The sequence below is a fragment of the Fibrobacter sp. UWT2 genome (assembly GCF_900142545.1).
GTDB lineage: Bacteria > Fibrobacterota > Fibrobacteria > Fibrobacterales > Fibrobacteraceae > Fibrobacter.
The window spans coordinates 21110-36478 of record NZ_FRBF01000011.1 but is presented as its reverse complement, the minus strand read 5'-3'; the positions used below and the strand labels follow the sequence as shown (position 1 = coordinate 36478).

The following is a 15369-nucleotide window of genomic DNA, read 5'->3' as shown; positions in this document are numbered from 1 at the left end:
TAAATATACCCCCAAAATGACTAAATGTCAAATGTGGACTTTTCGGGGTGTTTTTCAAAAAATAGTCGTAAACGCGACATCTTTTGTCGCAGTAAGCATATATATTTAAACGTAGAGGTATTTTATGGCAGATATTACCCGCGCAGACCGTGTATTACAATTATTTGCGCTTCTGATTTCGAATCCGAGCAGGAGCTATTCCGTCAGTGACTTGATGGAGGCGCTGGAGATTCCCGAAAACGAGCGCCGCAACGTGCAGCGCGATATGCAAACGCTGACTTCTGCCAATGGGGGCGCCTATATCCGCGTATTAAGCGACCAACGCGCTTTCCGCTATCAATCAGCTGTTAAATCAGCAGACAATCTGTTGTTCCCGAATTTTGAAAACACGATGCTGCATTTCGTGTTCCTGCAGCGCATTGCGAACATGTACCCCGCCGCAAGCGAGACCGTCACGGATTTGCTCGAAAAAATCCAAAAGAGCCTGCCCGCAAACGAAAAGAAGGCCGTGGAACAGCTCGCACAAGATTTAAATTCACGAATCCTTTTTGCGGGAACCCCGCCTACTTTTGAAGAAGATTCTGACCTATGATACAGAAAATTTATATCATAATACTAAATGTTATACCATACTATTTGATGAAAAACATTGTGTAAACACAAAAGCATATTTAGCTTTATTGAATTCAAAGTTGCTTTGGTTTTTTCTTTCGCAAACGGGTTATGTTTTACGAGGAGGTTTTTTCTGCTTTAAAACAAAATACCTTCAACCATTTCCTATTGCAAAACTAGATGAATCAAAAGCCACAAAACTATCATCATTAGCTAATCAACAGCTTTCTACACATAAGCAATTATCAACCACAAAATCTGACGCAGACAAAAAACTTATTGAAAAGCGCATAGAAATTCTTGATTCGCAGATAAATGCGATTGTTTATGATTTATACGGATTGACAGAAGAAGAAATAAAAATTGTTGAAAGCTGTTAACCAAATCCGTAATCGCATTCTGCGTTAGGGACAGTTACCCGAAGGGACGAGACTTGCGTAAGCAAGGCTCGGTGAGTGCGCCGTTAGCGGCGTACGAGTATGGCCCGACCCGGCTAGATCCTTCGACTCCGTTGCACTCCGCTCAGGATGACACATCGATTTGGCCGGGGAACGCCCAAAGGCATTTTCTCACTACGGTTCCAATTTGTTGTAATTCGGGATGGGTAAATCGTAGGGCAGAATGCGGCCATCATCGTCACCTTGGACTTCGTTGTTGAACGCTCCGATGACGCTCATCCAGTTGTTCGTGCACTTGTCGCTAAAGATGCTCCTGCATTTTGTTTTCAGGAACTTCATGAGCATCTTTTTCTCGTTGTCGTCCAGGAACCAGACGGATTTGTTGTACGAGGAGCCCAGTTCGTATTTGGGTTCCAGAAAGGAGATGCGTGCGCACTTGGTCGCGAGTCCTCGTTTCCAATGGTTGTACAGCGTGAAATACGGCTTTTTGCCAGGGCCTATGTCGATGACGGCGCGAAGGTCTATATTCAGGCTCTTGCTCCAAGCGCCGTTACAGGACATCATGTTGAATTCCGAAAGCTGCAATTTGCCATCGGGCGAATAGACGTTGATTTGCCTATCGGATTCATAATCCAGATCGTTGTCGACGGGCAGGTACATGATGGAAAAGCTATAGACCGGGCAATAGAAATCTCCGCCCTTGACGTAATCCCGCAGAACTTTTTTGGCGGTGCGTAGCGACGTGAAAATTCCCAGGTCGTGATCGACAGTGTCGTAGCCTAACCCATTCGGCAGAATCGTTGCCGCCAGCTGATAAATGTATCGTCTTCTCATAGAACCTCGCTTTTGTTTAAAATCTCAATGTGTAGCACACTTCGAATTGTTCCGGTTTCATACGGACAATGTCGTGGAAGGTGTAGAGGCTTGATTCGCTGTCGTAGAGGAGCGAGTCGAGTTCCCAGGAGACGCCGTCTTTGACGAACTTGTCGACGAATTGCATTTGTTTCCAAGCGGGAACGAGGTAGACCTTGTGGCGTTCGGAATAGTGTTCGTTCGTGTTGGAGCAGGTATTGATGGAGCCCCAATTGGCATACCAAAAAAGCAAATCGCTGATGTATTCGTGTTCGCCAGGAATGTCCCAGTCGTTTGCAGGGCAGATTTCCGATTCAAGTTCGTATTCCCTATACCACTTGTGTTTTTGCGCGTTGAGTGCGGCAATGTCTTTCTTTGTCGCCTCGAAGGTGCGGGCAATACTTCGATGTAATTCCCTGAAACGCTGGTCGAGCGCAATGAACTTTTTCATATTCGCGTAGGTCCAGCGGAATTCCTTGTTCAGTTTTTCGTGGCGGTCATTCAGAAATTCAATGTGAATCTTGGTTTCGAAAAGATCGCGTTCAAGCCTGCTTTGGGGCACTTCCTTTTTCCACTTTTCAACACAGTCGCGCTTGCGGCCGTTATCGAAGTCGCGGTAGAAATTCTGGAGAATATCCCACCGCGGCGAGCGTGAAAGAATCCTAGTCATTATGGCTCTCGTTTGAAAATTTTAGTGAATTTCGTTATTCACTAAAAATACATAACGACTGCGACAAATAATGTCGTGTTTAAGAGCACAAAAATTCAGCTATTCCAAATTTTATTTATGGGATTTTTATTTCAACCCGCGAAGGATTTCTTTTTGCTCCTGCGTGATGCGGTAGCTTTCGCAGGCTTTTTGGATGGATTTTGCGTGAATCCAGGGCGAAAGTTTACGGCCTTTGATGTAGGGGAATGTTGCGTCCCATTGCTTGGCGAGGGCGGTCGCCATGTACCAAGCGATTACCATTTGCACGTAGTAGCGGTCAGTGGGGCGGGCGGCATTCACCGAAGTCTGCGCAGCCCCAGTCGAATCGTCGTCGAAAAGATTTTCATCGATAGCGGCAACGAGTTTCAAATGTTCTTTGCTGAAGCGTTCATCCAGGAAAAAGTTCATGAGCATGTTCACGCCGAATCGCACCGTGTAAGGTTTGCTTGACTTCAACCATTCGCAAATCTTGGCGTAAAAGCGAGCCTCATCCTTGAGCAAAACTTTGGGCGATTTGCCGTCGCATACAGCCCAGTTATCTATGTAGGGCAAGAACTGCTCGATACGGCGCATGCATTCGTCAAAGTCCTTGATGCGTTCCACCGCAAAAAGGTGCACCTGATTTTCTTCGAAATACTTGTGCGGGAGCTTGTCTAAAAAGTTCGCGACATCCTTCGGCATGATTTTTGAGCCCTTCGCTGCCCCCTTCACCGCCGAATCCACAAACTCCTTCGCAATTTTTCGCATTGTGGGCACGCGCACGCCGATAATCGATTTCTTGTCGATGTTCGGCAACAGCGACGCATGAAAGTCGCGGTACTTCAAATCCTGTTCAGCCAACAGGCGCTTGACAAGTTCGGCATGAGTCATACCCAATAAAATAATAAAAAGAACCGTCGGTATCGCTACCGGCGGTTCTTGTTTTTGAGGTGAGGAGGTTTACTATGAGTTCTTTTTCTGTGATTCACTCTCATCGACATTACTGCATGGTTTCAGATGGCGGTACACAGCAGGATGTCCCGAAACGCAGTCGACGGAAAGAGCACGAGAAGATTCGGATACGGTTACACCAAACAAATCCGATTGTCCCGTGAAAAGGCTATCAATGTATCCCATATCTTTCTCCTAGATTTTCAAATTTTTCAGATACTCAGAAAGTTCCATGTTCGCCGAATAGTCCACCGGACATTCGATAATGCAGGGAACATCCTGTGCAAAGGCCTCGCGCAAGGTTCCCGGCAAGTCTTCCGTGCGTTCGATGCGGTAGCCCTTCAGGTGCATGGATTCTGCATACTTGACATAATCCGGATTCGTGAATTCGACCGCATAGCTATCGCCGTAGCGTTCTTCCTGTTTCCACTTGATGAGGCCGTAACTGCCATCGGTAAAGATTAGCGTCACGAACGGAATGTGCTCTCGATAAGCAGTCTCCAATTCCTGACTGTTCATCATAAAGCCGCCGTCACCCGTGACCGCAAGGATTTTCTTGTCCGGATTCAAAAGCTTTGCCGCAAGGGCGCCCGGCACCGCAATCCCCATGGTTGCAAAACCATTCGAGATAATACAGGTATTCGGATGGTAGCAGTTGTACTGCCGCGCGATCCACATTTTGTGCGCCCCCACATCCGAGAGCAAGATATCATCTTCGCCCATAACCTGCCGAATGTCGTGGAGCACCTTCTGGGGTTTCGGCGGAAAACTGTTGTCCCAATCGTAGCGGGAATGGTCAGCCACCATCATCTCGCGAATGCGTAGCGCCCATTCCGGAGCCTTGGTGTTGGGGCAAAGCCCGCACAGTTCATTCAGCGATGCAGAAATATCGCCAATGACTTCTACATCAGGCTGATAAAACTTGTTCACATGGTTCGGCGATTCGTCGATATGAATAATTTTCTTGTCGCCTTCGGGGTTCCACTTTACGGGGGCGTATTCAACGACATCGTAACCTACTGCAATCACAAGATCCGCATGTTCCATCACATAGTTCTGGTAATCCTTCTGCGGGATACCGATACACCGCATCGAATACGGGTTGTCGCAAGGGATCACGCCTTTCGCCATCATGGTCGTCACCACGGGAATCTTCGCCGAAGACGCGAACGATGTCAACGCCTTTGATGCATTATTTCGCACGGCGGAATGCCCCGCCAATATCACGGGCCGCTCGGCATTCGCAAAAACCTTTGCAGCAGCCTGAATCGCGTCGCGGCTTGCGTATTCCGTATTTTCACGATGGTGCTTTAGCGGAGTCTGAGCAACTTCGCCAACCACATCCATCGCGGCAATATTGCACGGCAAGTCGATGAGGCATGCCCCCGGCTTTTCCATTTCAGCATACTTGAACGCGATGCGCACAATTTCGTTCACCGTATCCGGACGCACCACCTGTTTGCTGCGCTTGGTAATCGGCGTAAACATGTTCACTAAATCCAAATACTGGTGGCTTGTCAGGTGCATACGCTCCGTTCCCACCTGCCCCGTAATCGCAATCAGCGGAGCACCGTCGGAATTTGCATCGGCAACACCCGTAACAAGGTTCGTGGCCCCCGGCCCTAGCGTCGAAAGGCATACACCCGCCTTCCCCGTTAGACGCCCATAGACATCTGCCATAAACGCAGCGCCCTGCTCATGGCGGACCGCGATAAACTTAATGGACGATTTTTTGATAGCCTCCATCAGTTCCAGGGTTTCTTCGCCCGGGATTCCAAAAATGTACTTGACGCCCTCACTTTCGAGCGACTTAATCAAAACCTCAGCAGTATTCATAAACGATTTCTTTATCCATTCTCAATATTTATCCGCACAACATTTGCAATAATCATGCCAACAAGAAAAGAGTTGGTTTTACTAGAAAATCCCGCCTTATTTTGAACGAAATTTGAAATAATTACAAGTCTTGTAACAAAATTTGCCCGATTATAGTCAATAACAGTATTGGCACAGTTCTTGCACTTATTAGATGTATGAACTGCATAGAGACAGAAGACACTTTTATCAAATCCATTTCGGCATTTTCGAAAGAGGAGTTTGAGCACCGTTGCAGGCGTTTGCATAACGTTCTTGACGAAAACGATCTTTCGTCGAGCATGGGAGGCAACCACAAAGGAACAGACCCGATTCCCCTCGTGATTACGGCAGAAGAATGGAAAACGCTAGAAGCGGGCGTCGCGCAAAGGGCAAGACTATTCAACACACTCGCAAAAGATATTTATGGCGAACAACGTCTTTGGAAAAAAGGCAAATTGCCCGCCGCGCTGCTATTCGCGAACCCGGACTTTTTACAGGTTGTATGGAAAGTACACCCGGTTGACGATGTTTTCGTGAACCTGACGGCGACCGATGTGGCAAGGCTCAAAGACGGATCTTTCGTGGCAATGGCAGACCATTTGCAAGTGCCCGAAGGCTTGGGACGTGCGCTAGAAAACCGCATTGGCGTGAGTCGTGCTTTCCCGGAACTGTTCCGCAGCATGCAAACGGAACGGTTGGCAGGATTTTTCAAGAAGCTGATAGATGGCCTAGACGCCATGCACAAAAATATCGGAAGTGAAGGCGAAACCAGCAAGGTGGTTCTCTTGGCATCGAGCCCAGACAATCCGCGTCGCGCCGAAGACGCCGTGATTGCCCGTTACTTGGGAATTCCGCTTGTCGAAAACGACGACCTCGCAATCCGCAATATGCAAGTGTACATGAAGACGCTCATGGGACTCAAAAAGATTGGAACTATATTCCGCCGAGTAGAAGACGGCATGTGCGATCCGTTGGAGTTGCGAATTGACAGCGGCGAAGGTGCCGTGGGCTTAATCAGTTCTGTCCGCGCCGGAAATGTGGCCATCGCGAACTTCCTCGGGACAGGCGTTCTGGAAACGCCCCTGTTCAAGCCATTTTTGCCGAAGATTTGCCGCGAGCTTTTAGGCGAAGAACTGCTATTGCGCGATGTGAAAACACTTTGGCTCGGGAACGCGGCCGATGCGGAGCGTGTGTTGGCAGAGCCTGAAAAATGGATTTTCAAGAAAACCTTTCGCGATAGCGGAAGCTTCAAGGAGGCCGAATGCAAAACTTATGCAACAATGACAACAACGGCACAGCTCGCCCTATTGCAAGCAATCGAGAATGCGCCTGAACAATGGGTAGCCGAAAGATCCATGGAGGTTTCGACCGTTTACGCATACCATGGGGATTTCACTCCGGTGCCTTCGCTAATGCGGTTCTTTGCCGTCAACACGGCAAAGGAAACATCGGTGATGCCGGGCGGCCTCGGGATTTTGGACAATGGACTTGGTGAAAAAGACATCTGGGTGCTTTCGGAAAGGCCCGTAGCAAACTTTTCATTGCTCGCTCCTGCCGGCCAGTCAATCACGCCGTCGAGAGCTGGAGGCGACTTGCCTAGCCGTGCGGCCGAGAACTTGTTCCGGCTGGGGCGAGCATTGTCGGCATCGAACATGATGGCCCGTATTGCAAGAGGCATCGCGGTGAGGCTTTCGGACGAATCTTGGATGGACATGCCGGAATTGCCGTGGATACTGAAGGCAGGGCTTACAGACGAATCGCAGTCCAGGCTCGCGCAAGATCCCGAAAACGCACTCCGTTACTTTATCTTGCGCAAGGACAACAAGAACGGCATGCAATGTGTGCTGACGGAAATTCGAGAACTCGGCATGCAGTTGCGGGACCGAATTTCAGAGGATTTATGGCTTTATCTGAACGGATTTGGAATTGCAGAAATGCCGGCGGGAACAGGTGCGGCAGCGCTGTTGCCTTACCTAAAGGAAGTGCTTTCGGACAGCGCTGCGGTGGCCGGGCTTGCAGCGGATTCCATGACGCGCGGCCACGAATGGCGCTTCTTGGAACTCGGTCGTGAAATCGAATGCGCCATCCGCACCTTGCAACTGGTCAGTAGCCTGCTTTATACGGCTCCTACCGACGAGATGACGAACTTGCGCTTGCTGCAAGCGATTCTCGAAATCGGCGACGGGCTCATGACATACCACCGCCGCTATGGAGGACGATTGCAAGTTGTACCCGTCATCGACTTGCTTTTGTCAGACGAATCCAACCCGCGAAGCGTCGCCTACCAGGTGGCAAAACTGCGGAAAGCCGCGAAGCACTTGCCCGGCAACGACCAGAGCGAAGCGACATTCTCGCCGCTGGACCGCGAACTGATGCGTGTACTCGCCGAACTTCGCCTCGCGAACATTGAACAACTTGCAGAAACCGTTGATAACAAAAGGGAGAACCTCATAAGACTTGTAGAAACTCAGATAAAATCCATTGAACGGATTGCCGAAATCGTAAACAGGCTCTACTTAAGCCACGCCCCACGCGCAGGCGTTTTCCACGCCACAACCACAGACGTGTCGGAGGTTTAAGATGCCCATTTACCAAGTTGATCACGAAACTGTCTACGACTACCGCCTTCCCGTTCTTTACAGCAACCACCTCGCCCACATGCTCCCGCGAACCGTCAGCCGACAGAACTGGATTAGTCACAGCATCGAAGTGGATCCGAATCCAACGATACAGCAGGAACGCCTCGACATTTTCGGGAACAAGGTGTTGGCTTTCAGTATCGAGCAGGAACACACGCACTTTAGATTCAAAACGACTGGCATCGTAGACGTTCAGGAAGAAGAACCGCCAAAACAAGGTGAAACAATGAAATGGGAAGATGTCGCAAAACTTTTGGAACGCCCGATAAGCGACGAAACGCTAGACGCCGCGATGTACGCCTACGCCTCCCCTTTCGCCAAGTTTGACGAATCGGTCCGCAATTACGCACTCGAAAGTTTTCAGCAGGGCCGTCCCATTTTTGACGCCGCCTTTGAACTGATGACGAGAATCTACACGGACTGCAAGTACACACCAGGGGCAACAAGAATCGGTGCGCAGCCACAGGAAATCTTGCGCGGTAGAAAAGGCGTCTGCCAAGACTTTGCGCACCTGATGATCGGCTGCATGCGTTCGCTGCATTTGCCCTGCCGTTACGTGAGCGGTTACCTCCGCACTCACCCCTGCGAAGGGCAACCAAAACTTGTCGGAGCCGACGCGACCCACGCCTGGGTCAGCACCTACATTCCCGGCCACGGCTGGGTAGAACTAGACCCCACCAACAATGTGCTTGGAGGTTGCGAGCACATTATACTCGCCTGGGGTAGAGACTTCGGAGATGTAAGTCCGTTAAAGGGTGTCATCACCGGAGGTGGCGAGCATACCTTGAAAGTGTCCGTAAACGTGGACCTTAGGGATGAATGAGAAGAAAACCTAAAAGCATAAGGAAATAAAACATGCGATTTGGAAACTACGACACCGAAGGCTTTTACGATGAGCTTTGCTTACCTGACGGGACTCCCCGCCCGGCAGCAGAGCCGTTGTTTACGAAAATCAATGAGCTTCCCGAAGGAGAACTGCAACGCCGTCAAACCATTGCAGAATCTGCGTTTTACGATAACGGAATTACATTCGCGGTTTACGGCAACAAGGACGGCAAAGACAAAATCATCCCCTTTGACGTTATCCCGCGTATTGTAAGCGCCGACGACTGGAAACACCTCGAAGCAGGCCTCAAACAGCGTACAGAAGCGCTGAACTGCTTCTTGACGGACATCTACAACGACCGCAAAATTTTGCGCGATAAGATTGTGCCCGAAAGCCTCATCAACACCTGCACCGCATACAGAGCGCAGATGGAAGGTTTTGTGCCGCCCAAGGGAATCTGGGCTCACATTACCGGTACCGACCTCGTGCGCGATACCGACGGCACATTCTATGTACTCGAAGACAACATGCGATGCCCGAGTGGTGTCTCGTACGTGTTGCAGAACCGTCAGATTCTAAAGCGTACGTTCCCGCAGGTATTTTCCAACTGTTCCATTCGACCCGTAGACGAATACTGCACCCGTCTGCGCCATGCGTTGGAATACTTGGCCGATTCTACAGCATCGCCCAAGGTCGTTGTGTTAACGCCCGGCATCTACAATTCGGCTTACTACGAGCATTCTTTTCTGGCACAGCAGATGGGCGTGGACCTCGTGACAGGTGACGACCTCGTAGTGCAAAACAAGAAAGTCTACGCCCGCACAACGCGCGGCCTCAAGCAGGTTCACGTGATTTATCGCCGTGTCGATGACGAATTCCTGGATCCGAAGGTTTTCCGCCCGGATTCCTGTCTCGGCGTGCCCGGACTGATTGAAGCCTACAAGGCCGGAAACGTAGCTCTTGCAAACGCGCCCGGCTGCGGCGTTGCCGACGACAAGGCGATTTACACCTATGTGCCGCAGATTATCAAGTACTACCTCGGTGAAGAGGCGATCATCCCGAACGTGCCGACATTTGTATGCGAAAACCCGAAGCACATGCAACATGTGTTAGACCACATCGAAAACATGGTCGTCAAGGCCGCCAGCGAATCCGGTGGCTACGGCATGCTCGTCGGTCCAAAATCGACGAAGGAGGAATGTGAGGCGTTCAAGAGCAAGATTATTGCGAACCCGCGTAACTACATTGCGCAGCCCATGATTTCGCTCAGCCGCGTGCCTTGCATTGTCGATGGCGGTTTCGAAGGTCGCCATGTGGACTTGCGCCCCTACATTGTACAAGGGCGAGAGACTTACATTCTCCCCGGTGGCCTCACCCGCGTGGCGCTCCGCAAGGGTTCTATCGTGGTGAACAGTTCGCAGGGCGGCGGATGCAAGGACACTTGGGTCATCGCCGAAAACGAGAAAGCCCCCGAACTTGGCCAAGCTAAACTTTGGATGGAACAGCAGCAACAACAATAGGAATTTAGAAGTAGGAAGTAGAATATGTTAAGTAGAGTCGCAAATTCCATTTATTGGCTTGCCCGCTATATTGAACGTGCCGAAAACGTCGCGCGAAGCATCGACGTGAACCTCCAGCTCCAACTGGACTTACCCGGCGAAGAACGCCCCTGGGAACCGGTAATCCAGATTGCCGGCAACGCAGACGCATTCTTCAAAAAATACGCCCACGTTTCCATCGAAAACGCGCTCATGTTCTTGACGTTCGACAAGGAAAATCCGAATAGTATCATTTCGTGCGTCGGGGCGGCCCGTGAAAACGCCCGCTGCGTCCGCGAAAGGATTTCTTCGGAACTGTGGATTGCCATCAACCAGTTCTATCTGAAACTGAACGACCCCGAAATGCCTAAAGAAGCGTTGGCAGGTCCACACGCCTTTTACAATAGCGTCAAGGAATTCAGCCAGCTCACCGCGGGCATTATTCAGGGCACAATGAATCACGATGTCGCCTGGAACTTCACGCACCTCGGCACCCTGCTCGAACGCGCCGATCAGACTTCGCGTATTCTAGATGTCAAGTATTACATCTTGCTCCCAGACGTGAGCATGGTGGGCATGGCGCTCGATACCGTGCAGTGGAACGCCGTTCTCAAGAGCGTCGGCGCGTACGAAATGTTCCATCGCCGCAATTCGAACGTGACGCCGCATAACGTCGCGGAATTTCTCCTGCTCTCCGAAGATTTTCCGCGTTCCTTGCGCTACTGCCTAGAAAAAGCGGAGCTGTGCCTCAAGAATATTGCCTATCCTGTCAAAGGCAAGGCGGAATCTATCCGCCTCTTGGGAAAGTTGCGTTCCGACATTGCATTCACCACCATCGAAGAAATCATCGACCAGGGGCTTCATGAGCATATCGAAAAAGTCCAAATCCGCTTAAGCGAACTTGGAACTCAAATCTGGAAGGATTTTTTCTGCTAGAGCAGCCTTGTATTCGCGGTTACTTCTTTGTAGCCGCGATATACTTTCTCCAGTCACCGTACTCCGAGATATCGACAGCCTTCTTGTCGTAAATCCACTCACCCATAGAGGTGTCGGAAAGAAATCCCGAAACAAGTGTCCCGTCGATTGTCTTGATTTTGCCGATGCAAAGCGGTTTCGGAATGCGGCTTACAAAATTGCCGAAGTCCTCTGCAGTGAGCCCGTAGATTTCGATGTAGAAACTGTGCCCTTCTCCTTTAGGGCAGGAGACGAGTGCGGGCTTTTGAATACCGTGATCGTTGAAAGTAAACATCCTGTATTCGGGAGCTGTTCTAGTGCCTTTCAGGAAGGTTGCGCGCGAAAGTTCCCAATAGAGCCGGCATCCTCTGAGGTGGGCGCCACAGACGGCAAGCGGTATTCTTTTTTCAAGGAAGGGCTTAGCCGCTTCGGCGGCATCGAGCAGCTTGTAATCGTCGAAAGCCTTGCCCACGAGAGTCACGCCGAACGGAAGGCTCGGTGCATTTTCATCTTTGCTCGTGGCATCTTCGGCAGGGACGGCGAGTGCCGAGTAATCCAGCAGGTTCATATAGTTGGTGTAGTAACCCAGATTGGAATTCAACGCGATGGGATTGCTTTCGACTTCGTCCGTCTTGTAGATGGTCCCTGCGGTCGGTGTAAGCAGAAAATCGACCGACGATATTATTTTATCTGTAATTTTCTTATATGCTTGCAACTTATGGAAGCCTTCGAAGACTTCTGACGGATGCGGAATTTGTTTAGGCGATATGATTGCCTTGGTTACCGGATGAATTTCGTCCGAATGTTCCTCGATGAATTTTCCGACGGCATTGTAGCGTTCGAAAACCCACGGACCTTCGTAGAGAAGCCACGCCGCTTTCAGGAAGGGTTCAAACGGGACGACAACCTTTGTACCGCCAGCCCTTTCGAATGCGCAAACTGCTTTTTCGAATGCTTCTCGGTAGCCCTCGTTGCCGAAAAACTCTAACGTGTCGGGCACGCCGAAGGTCCATTTTTCGGTGAGTCTCGCACGCAGTTCCGCATTGGCGTTCCATGGAGCTTCCCTGGAATACGGGTCTTCGGGATCTTCTCCTTGTGCGACGTTCAGGACAGTTTTCGCATCTTCAATATCCAGCGCAAAAATGCTGACGCAGTCGAGGCTTCGGCAAGCGGGAATGACCCCGTTTGTACTGAGCAGACCGCGCGTCGGCTTGATGCCTACCAGCTTGTTGAATGCCGCGGGAACGCGCCCGGAGCCCGCCGTATCGGTGCCGAGGGCGAAGCTGCAGAGTTCATAGGCGAGCGATGCCGCCGAACCGCTGCTGCTTCCGCCTGAAATGTATTCTGGAGCATACCTGTTGGGAATGGCTCCGTAGGGGCTGCGTGTTCCGACGAGTCCCGTGGCGAACTGGTCCATGTTCGTCTTTCCGACCGGAATGGCGCCTGCTTCGACCAGGCGGTTTACGACAAACGAATCTTTTGCTGCCGTATAGGCGTAGGCGGGGCATGCCGAGGTGCTTTTGAACCCTTCTACGTCGATGTTGTCCTTGATGGCGAACGGGATTCCGAAAAGTGGCATGTTCTCGGGGATGCAGGAAAACTTTTCGAGAGGTTCTAGGTATTTTTCCAGGGCCTCCTTCGAAAGGCGGCTAATCCAGATTTGTGCGGGAGCCTTTTCCATTTCGTCAAGGACGTATTCGATGACGGCGCGTGGAGTTGTCGCTCCGCTGCGGTATGCGTTTAAGAGGGATGAAATTCTGAGGTCCATAAATCCTCCTGTTATAATTCCAAAAGATGTTCCATGGCAAGGTTGTAGAGCCCTGCGAAATATTCGCTTTCGGTGTTGGGCTTGATGATGATTCGTGGCAGCTGCAAACGGTCCAGATGCCTGCGCAAGTGCTGGACGATGGCCTGTTCGTTCATTTCGGATGCAAGCCCGCCGGTAAGCACGATCTGTGCGGGATCGAGGAAGACGACTGCCGCGGTGACAAGCTGGTTCACGATAGGCATCGCGTACTCTATGTCGCTGAAGGCCGCCGTCTGGCTGCTCTTGTTGAAATTGAAGGGGTAGTACGAAAGTTCGCCGGCCAGGTTGGATGTGCCGCGAAGGATTTTTCCGTCAACGATGAATCCGCCCGCAGGTGTATTCCTTTTCGGGAAAAAGAGTAGCGCCACGTTTTTCTCGTTGCTGTTTGATTTTGAATAACCTAACGCAATGGTATTCATGTCGTTCTCGACAACGGTCGGAATTTTTAGCGCGTGTTCAATTCTTTCTGCCAGATTTGTTCCACGGAGTTCCTCGATGTCTGAAAACTCGATGATGCCGTTATTGACGCAACCCTGTACGCCGATAACGATGATTTTGATGTCGGTTTCCTTTTTCAGGATTTTGCGGATATTGGAGATGATGACTTCGGGAGAAATGAGTCTTTCCCTGAAGGTCCCGTTTTGCTTGATGTTGCCGCAGATATCCTGGACGCGGAAATGCAGAAGCTTTTCTTCGTTGTCGGAGTAGGCGTATATGCAGAGTGACTTGCCCCATTCGTGATTGTACTGGTAGGCTATGGCGGGGCGCCCGCCGCTAGAAATGCGCTGGGATTCTTCGGTGATTTCGCCTGCAGCGGTTAATTCGTTCAAAATGGTGCCGCAGGTGACGACGCTGAGTCCTGTTGTCTGCGAAAGCTCCGCCTTCGTGGCTGCACCGAGTGAAAGCAGTGCTGTCTTGACGGCACGTGTGTTATGTTTTTTTAATTCCGCTGTTGTGTTCGTTTGTTTCATGCCTTAAAATATAGTGACGCGGCTTCACTTTTGTAAAGAGGTTACAAAAGTTTTTTTGAAAAGATTTTTTCGAGTTTATCCGAAATTCGTTAATTTACACAAATTACAGGATTTACATTTTTTGAAATGCGGGTGGACTTTTTAAAAGTGTTTTACAAATTGCGGAACTATAAAAATGTTGCAAAGTTCTTATGTCGCTTGAAAATGCGTTTTTTTTCAAAATTTGGCCCATTTTGAAAATTGGCATACCTTTTGCTACATCCTTGGCAAACAAGTGAGGATATTATGAATTTGACAAAAATACTTCTGGTATGTGTTACTGCGGCCGTTGCTGCCGTATATGCTCAAAAGCCCCTGCTGAAAATTGCCTACAGTGATTGGCCGGGATGGACCGCGTGGGAAATTGCCGATAAGAAGGGCTTCTTCAAAAAGCATGATGTCAATGTCAAGCTGGAATGGTTTGATTATGGCCCTTCTATGGATGCCTTTGCCGCAAAGCAGGTGGATGCCGTGGGAGTGGCGAATGGCGATGCCATGATGCTTAACGCGACGGGCGCCCGCAACTCTATCATCTTGATCAACGACTACAGTAACGGTAACGACAAGATTGTCGGTGCTCCTGGAATCAACTCCATCAAGGATCTCAAGGGCAAGAAGGTGGGTGTCGAGATCGGATGCCTTTCGCATGCGCTGCTGATTAACGCCCTTACAAAAAACGGCTTGAAAGAATCCGACGTGACGCTGGTGAATATGCCGACGCATCAAGCGGTGCAGACCCTTGAAAGTGGCGAAGTCGCCGCAGTGGTCGCATGGGTTCCGCATTCTGTGAATGCGCTCGAGGTGGTCAAGGGAGCCAAGGAACTCTACACCAGCGCGAACGAACCCGGAATCATCTACGATGTTCTCGCAGTCTCGCAGGAGTCGCTGATGAAAAACAAGGCCGAATGGGAAAAGGTTGTAGCCGCCTGGTATGATGTCATCGATTTCCTGAACGATCCGAAAAACAAGGATGAGGCCGTCAAGATTCTTGCCGCCCGCGTGGGCATTTCCGAAAAGAAATATGCCACGTTTATGGGAGGAACCCGCTTCCTGACTGCTGAAGAGGCGGCTGCCCGATTCAAGAAGGGCGAAGGCTATGGCTCCGTTTACGGGTCCAGCAAGAATGTCGATGCGTTCTTCGTGAAGAACAAGGTTTATGAAAAGAATGTGGATGTGAACCGTTACATTATCCCTTCGTTCACGGAAGCATTCGTCAAGGCGAAAAAGTAAAACACTG

Annotated in this window: 13 protein-coding genes; 7 read left to right on the top strand and 6 right to left on the bottom strand. The window is 50.3% G+C overall.

Annotation, left to right across the window (positions count from 1 at the left end):
- Positions 1-124 precede the first annotated feature (124 nt).
- Positions 125-592, top strand: a complete 468-nt coding sequence (locus tag BUA40_RS09010) for a hypothetical protein (RefSeq protein WP_072800317.1) — start codon at positions 125-127, stop codon at positions 590-592.
- The gene (locus BUA40_RS09005; RefSeq protein ID WP_072800316.1) at positions 570-992 is read left to right on the top strand and encodes a TaqI-like C-terminal specificity domain-containing protein; all 423 of its coding nucleotides are present in this window, start codon (positions 570-572) and stop codon (positions 990-992) included. Before BUA40_RS09010 ends, BUA40_RS09005 begins: the two co-directional genes overlap by 23 nt.
- A gap of 192 nt (positions 993-1184) precedes the next feature.
- Here the strand turns inward: BUA40_RS09005 and BUA40_RS09000 are convergent, their stop codons facing one another.
- The 4 genes from BUA40_RS09000 to BUA40_RS08985 form a co-directional block, all read right to left on the bottom strand.
- Positions 1185-1844 carry a hypothetical protein gene (locus BUA40_RS09000; RefSeq protein ID WP_072800315.1) on the bottom strand — a complete coding sequence of 220 codons (660 nt, stop codon included), beginning with the start codon at positions 1842-1844 and terminating at the stop codon, positions 1185-1187.
- Between the two features lie 16 nt (positions 1845-1860).
- Positions 1861-2532, bottom strand: a complete 672-nt coding sequence (locus BUA40_RS08995; protein ID WP_072800314.1) for a hypothetical protein — start codon at positions 2530-2532, stop codon at positions 1861-1863.
- 126 nt (positions 2533-2658) lie between these two features.
- Positions 2659-3441 (bottom strand): DNA alkylation repair protein, encoded by a 783-nt coding sequence (locus BUA40_RS08990; protein WP_072800313.1) that lies wholly within the window; start codon positions 3439-3441, stop codon positions 2659-2661.
- A 255-nt stretch (positions 3442-3696) separates the two neighbouring features.
- Entirely contained in the window at positions 3697-5337 is a 1641-nt protein-coding gene (locus tag BUA40_RS08985; RefSeq protein ID WP_072800312.1) for an acetolactate synthase large subunit, read from the bottom strand.
- A 197-nt stretch (positions 5338-5534) separates the two neighbouring features.
- On the opposite strand from BUA40_RS08985, the gene BUA40_RS08980 reads away from it, so the two are divergent.
- Genes BUA40_RS08980 through BUA40_RS08965 form a run of 4 tightly spaced genes read left to right on the top strand, consistent with a single transcriptional unit; the run spans position 5535 to position 11297 of the window.
- Positions 5535-7937 carry a circularly permuted type 2 ATP-grasp protein gene (locus BUA40_RS08980; RefSeq protein ID WP_072800311.1) on the top strand — a complete coding sequence of 801 codons (2403 nt, stop codon included), beginning with the start codon at positions 5535-5537 and terminating at the stop codon, positions 7935-7937.
- Position 7938: 1 nt separating this feature from the next.
- Positions 7939-8820: a transglutaminase family protein gene (locus tag BUA40_RS08975; RefSeq protein WP_072800310.1), complete on the top strand. Its 882-nt coding sequence runs from the start codon at positions 7939-7941 to the stop codon at positions 8818-8820.
- A 32-nt stretch (positions 8821-8852) separates the two neighbouring features.
- On the top strand, positions 8853-10343 hold the full coding sequence (locus BUA40_RS08970) for a circularly permuted type 2 ATP-grasp protein (protein WP_072800309.1): 1491 nt from the start codon (positions 8853-8855) through the stop codon (positions 10341-10343).
- A gap of 24 nt (positions 10344-10367) precedes the next feature.
- The gene (locus BUA40_RS08965) at positions 10368-11297 is read left to right on the top strand and encodes an alpha-E domain-containing protein (protein ID WP_072800308.1); all 930 of its coding nucleotides are present in this window, start codon (positions 10368-10370) and stop codon (positions 11295-11297) included.
- Between the two features lie 19 nt (positions 11298-11316).
- On the opposite strand, the gene atzF is transcribed toward BUA40_RS08965, so the two are convergent.
- Positions 11317-13083 carry an allophanate hydrolase gene (gene atzF, locus BUA40_RS08960; RefSeq protein WP_072800307.1) on the bottom strand — a complete coding sequence of 589 codons (1767 nt, stop codon included), beginning with the start codon at positions 13081-13083 and terminating at the stop codon, positions 11317-11319.
- 11 nt (positions 13084-13094) lie between these two features.
- Positions 13095-14093: an ROK family transcriptional regulator gene (locus tag BUA40_RS08955; protein ID WP_072800306.1), complete on the bottom strand. Its 999-nt coding sequence runs from the start codon at positions 14091-14093 to the stop codon at positions 13095-13097.
- A 285-nt stretch (positions 14094-14378) separates the two neighbouring features.
- On the opposite strand from BUA40_RS08955, the gene BUA40_RS08950 reads away from it, so the two are divergent.
- Positions 14379-15362 carry an ABC transporter substrate-binding protein gene (locus BUA40_RS08950; RefSeq protein WP_072800305.1) on the top strand — a complete coding sequence of 328 codons (984 nt, stop codon included), beginning with the start codon at positions 14379-14381 and terminating at the stop codon, positions 15360-15362.
- Positions 15363-15369 lie beyond the last annotated feature (7 nt).

Bases quoted from the DNA above. Each gene is read 5' to 3' on its own strand.
- BUA40_RS09010 (WP_072800317.1), top strand. From the start codon at position 125: ATGGCAGATATTACCCGCGCAGACCGTGTATTACAATTATTTGCGCTT.
- BUA40_RS09000 (WP_072800315.1), bottom strand. From the start codon at position 1,844: ATGAGAAGACGATACATTTATCAGCTGGCGGCAACGATTCTGCCGAAT.
- BUA40_RS08995 (WP_072800314.1), bottom strand. From the start codon at position 2,532: ATGACTAGGATTCTTTCACGCTCGCCGCGGTGGGATATTCTCCAGAAT.
- BUA40_RS08990 (WP_072800313.1), bottom strand. From the start codon at position 3,441: ATGACTCATGCCGAACTTGTCAAGCGCCTGTTGGCTGAACAGGATTTG.
- BUA40_RS08985 (WP_072800312.1), bottom strand. From the start codon at position 5,337: ATGAATACTGCTGAGGTTTTGATTAAGTCGCTCGAAAGTGAGGGCGTC.
- BUA40_RS08980 (WP_072800311.1), top strand. From the start codon at position 5,535: ATGAACTGCATAGAGACAGAAGACACTTTTATCAAATCCATTTCGGCA.
- BUA40_RS08975 (WP_072800310.1), top strand. From the start codon at position 7,939: ATGCCCATTTACCAAGTTGATCACGAAACTGTCTACGACTACCGCCTT.
- BUA40_RS08970 (WP_072800309.1), top strand. From the start codon at position 8,853: ATGCGATTTGGAAACTACGACACCGAAGGCTTTTACGATGAGCTTTGC.
- BUA40_RS08965 (WP_072800308.1), top strand. From the start codon at position 10,368: ATGTTAAGTAGAGTCGCAAATTCCATTTATTGGCTTGCCCGCTATATT.
- atzF (WP_072800307.1), bottom strand. From the start codon at position 13,083: ATGGACCTCAGAATTTCATCCCTCTTAAACGCATACCGCAGCGGAGCG.
- BUA40_RS08955 (WP_072800306.1), bottom strand. From the start codon at position 14,093: ATGAAACAAACGAACACAACAGCGGAATTAAAAAAACATAACACACGT.
- BUA40_RS08950 (WP_072800305.1), top strand. From the start codon at position 14,379: ATGAATTTGACAAAAATACTTCTGGTATGTGTTACTGCGGCCGTTGCT.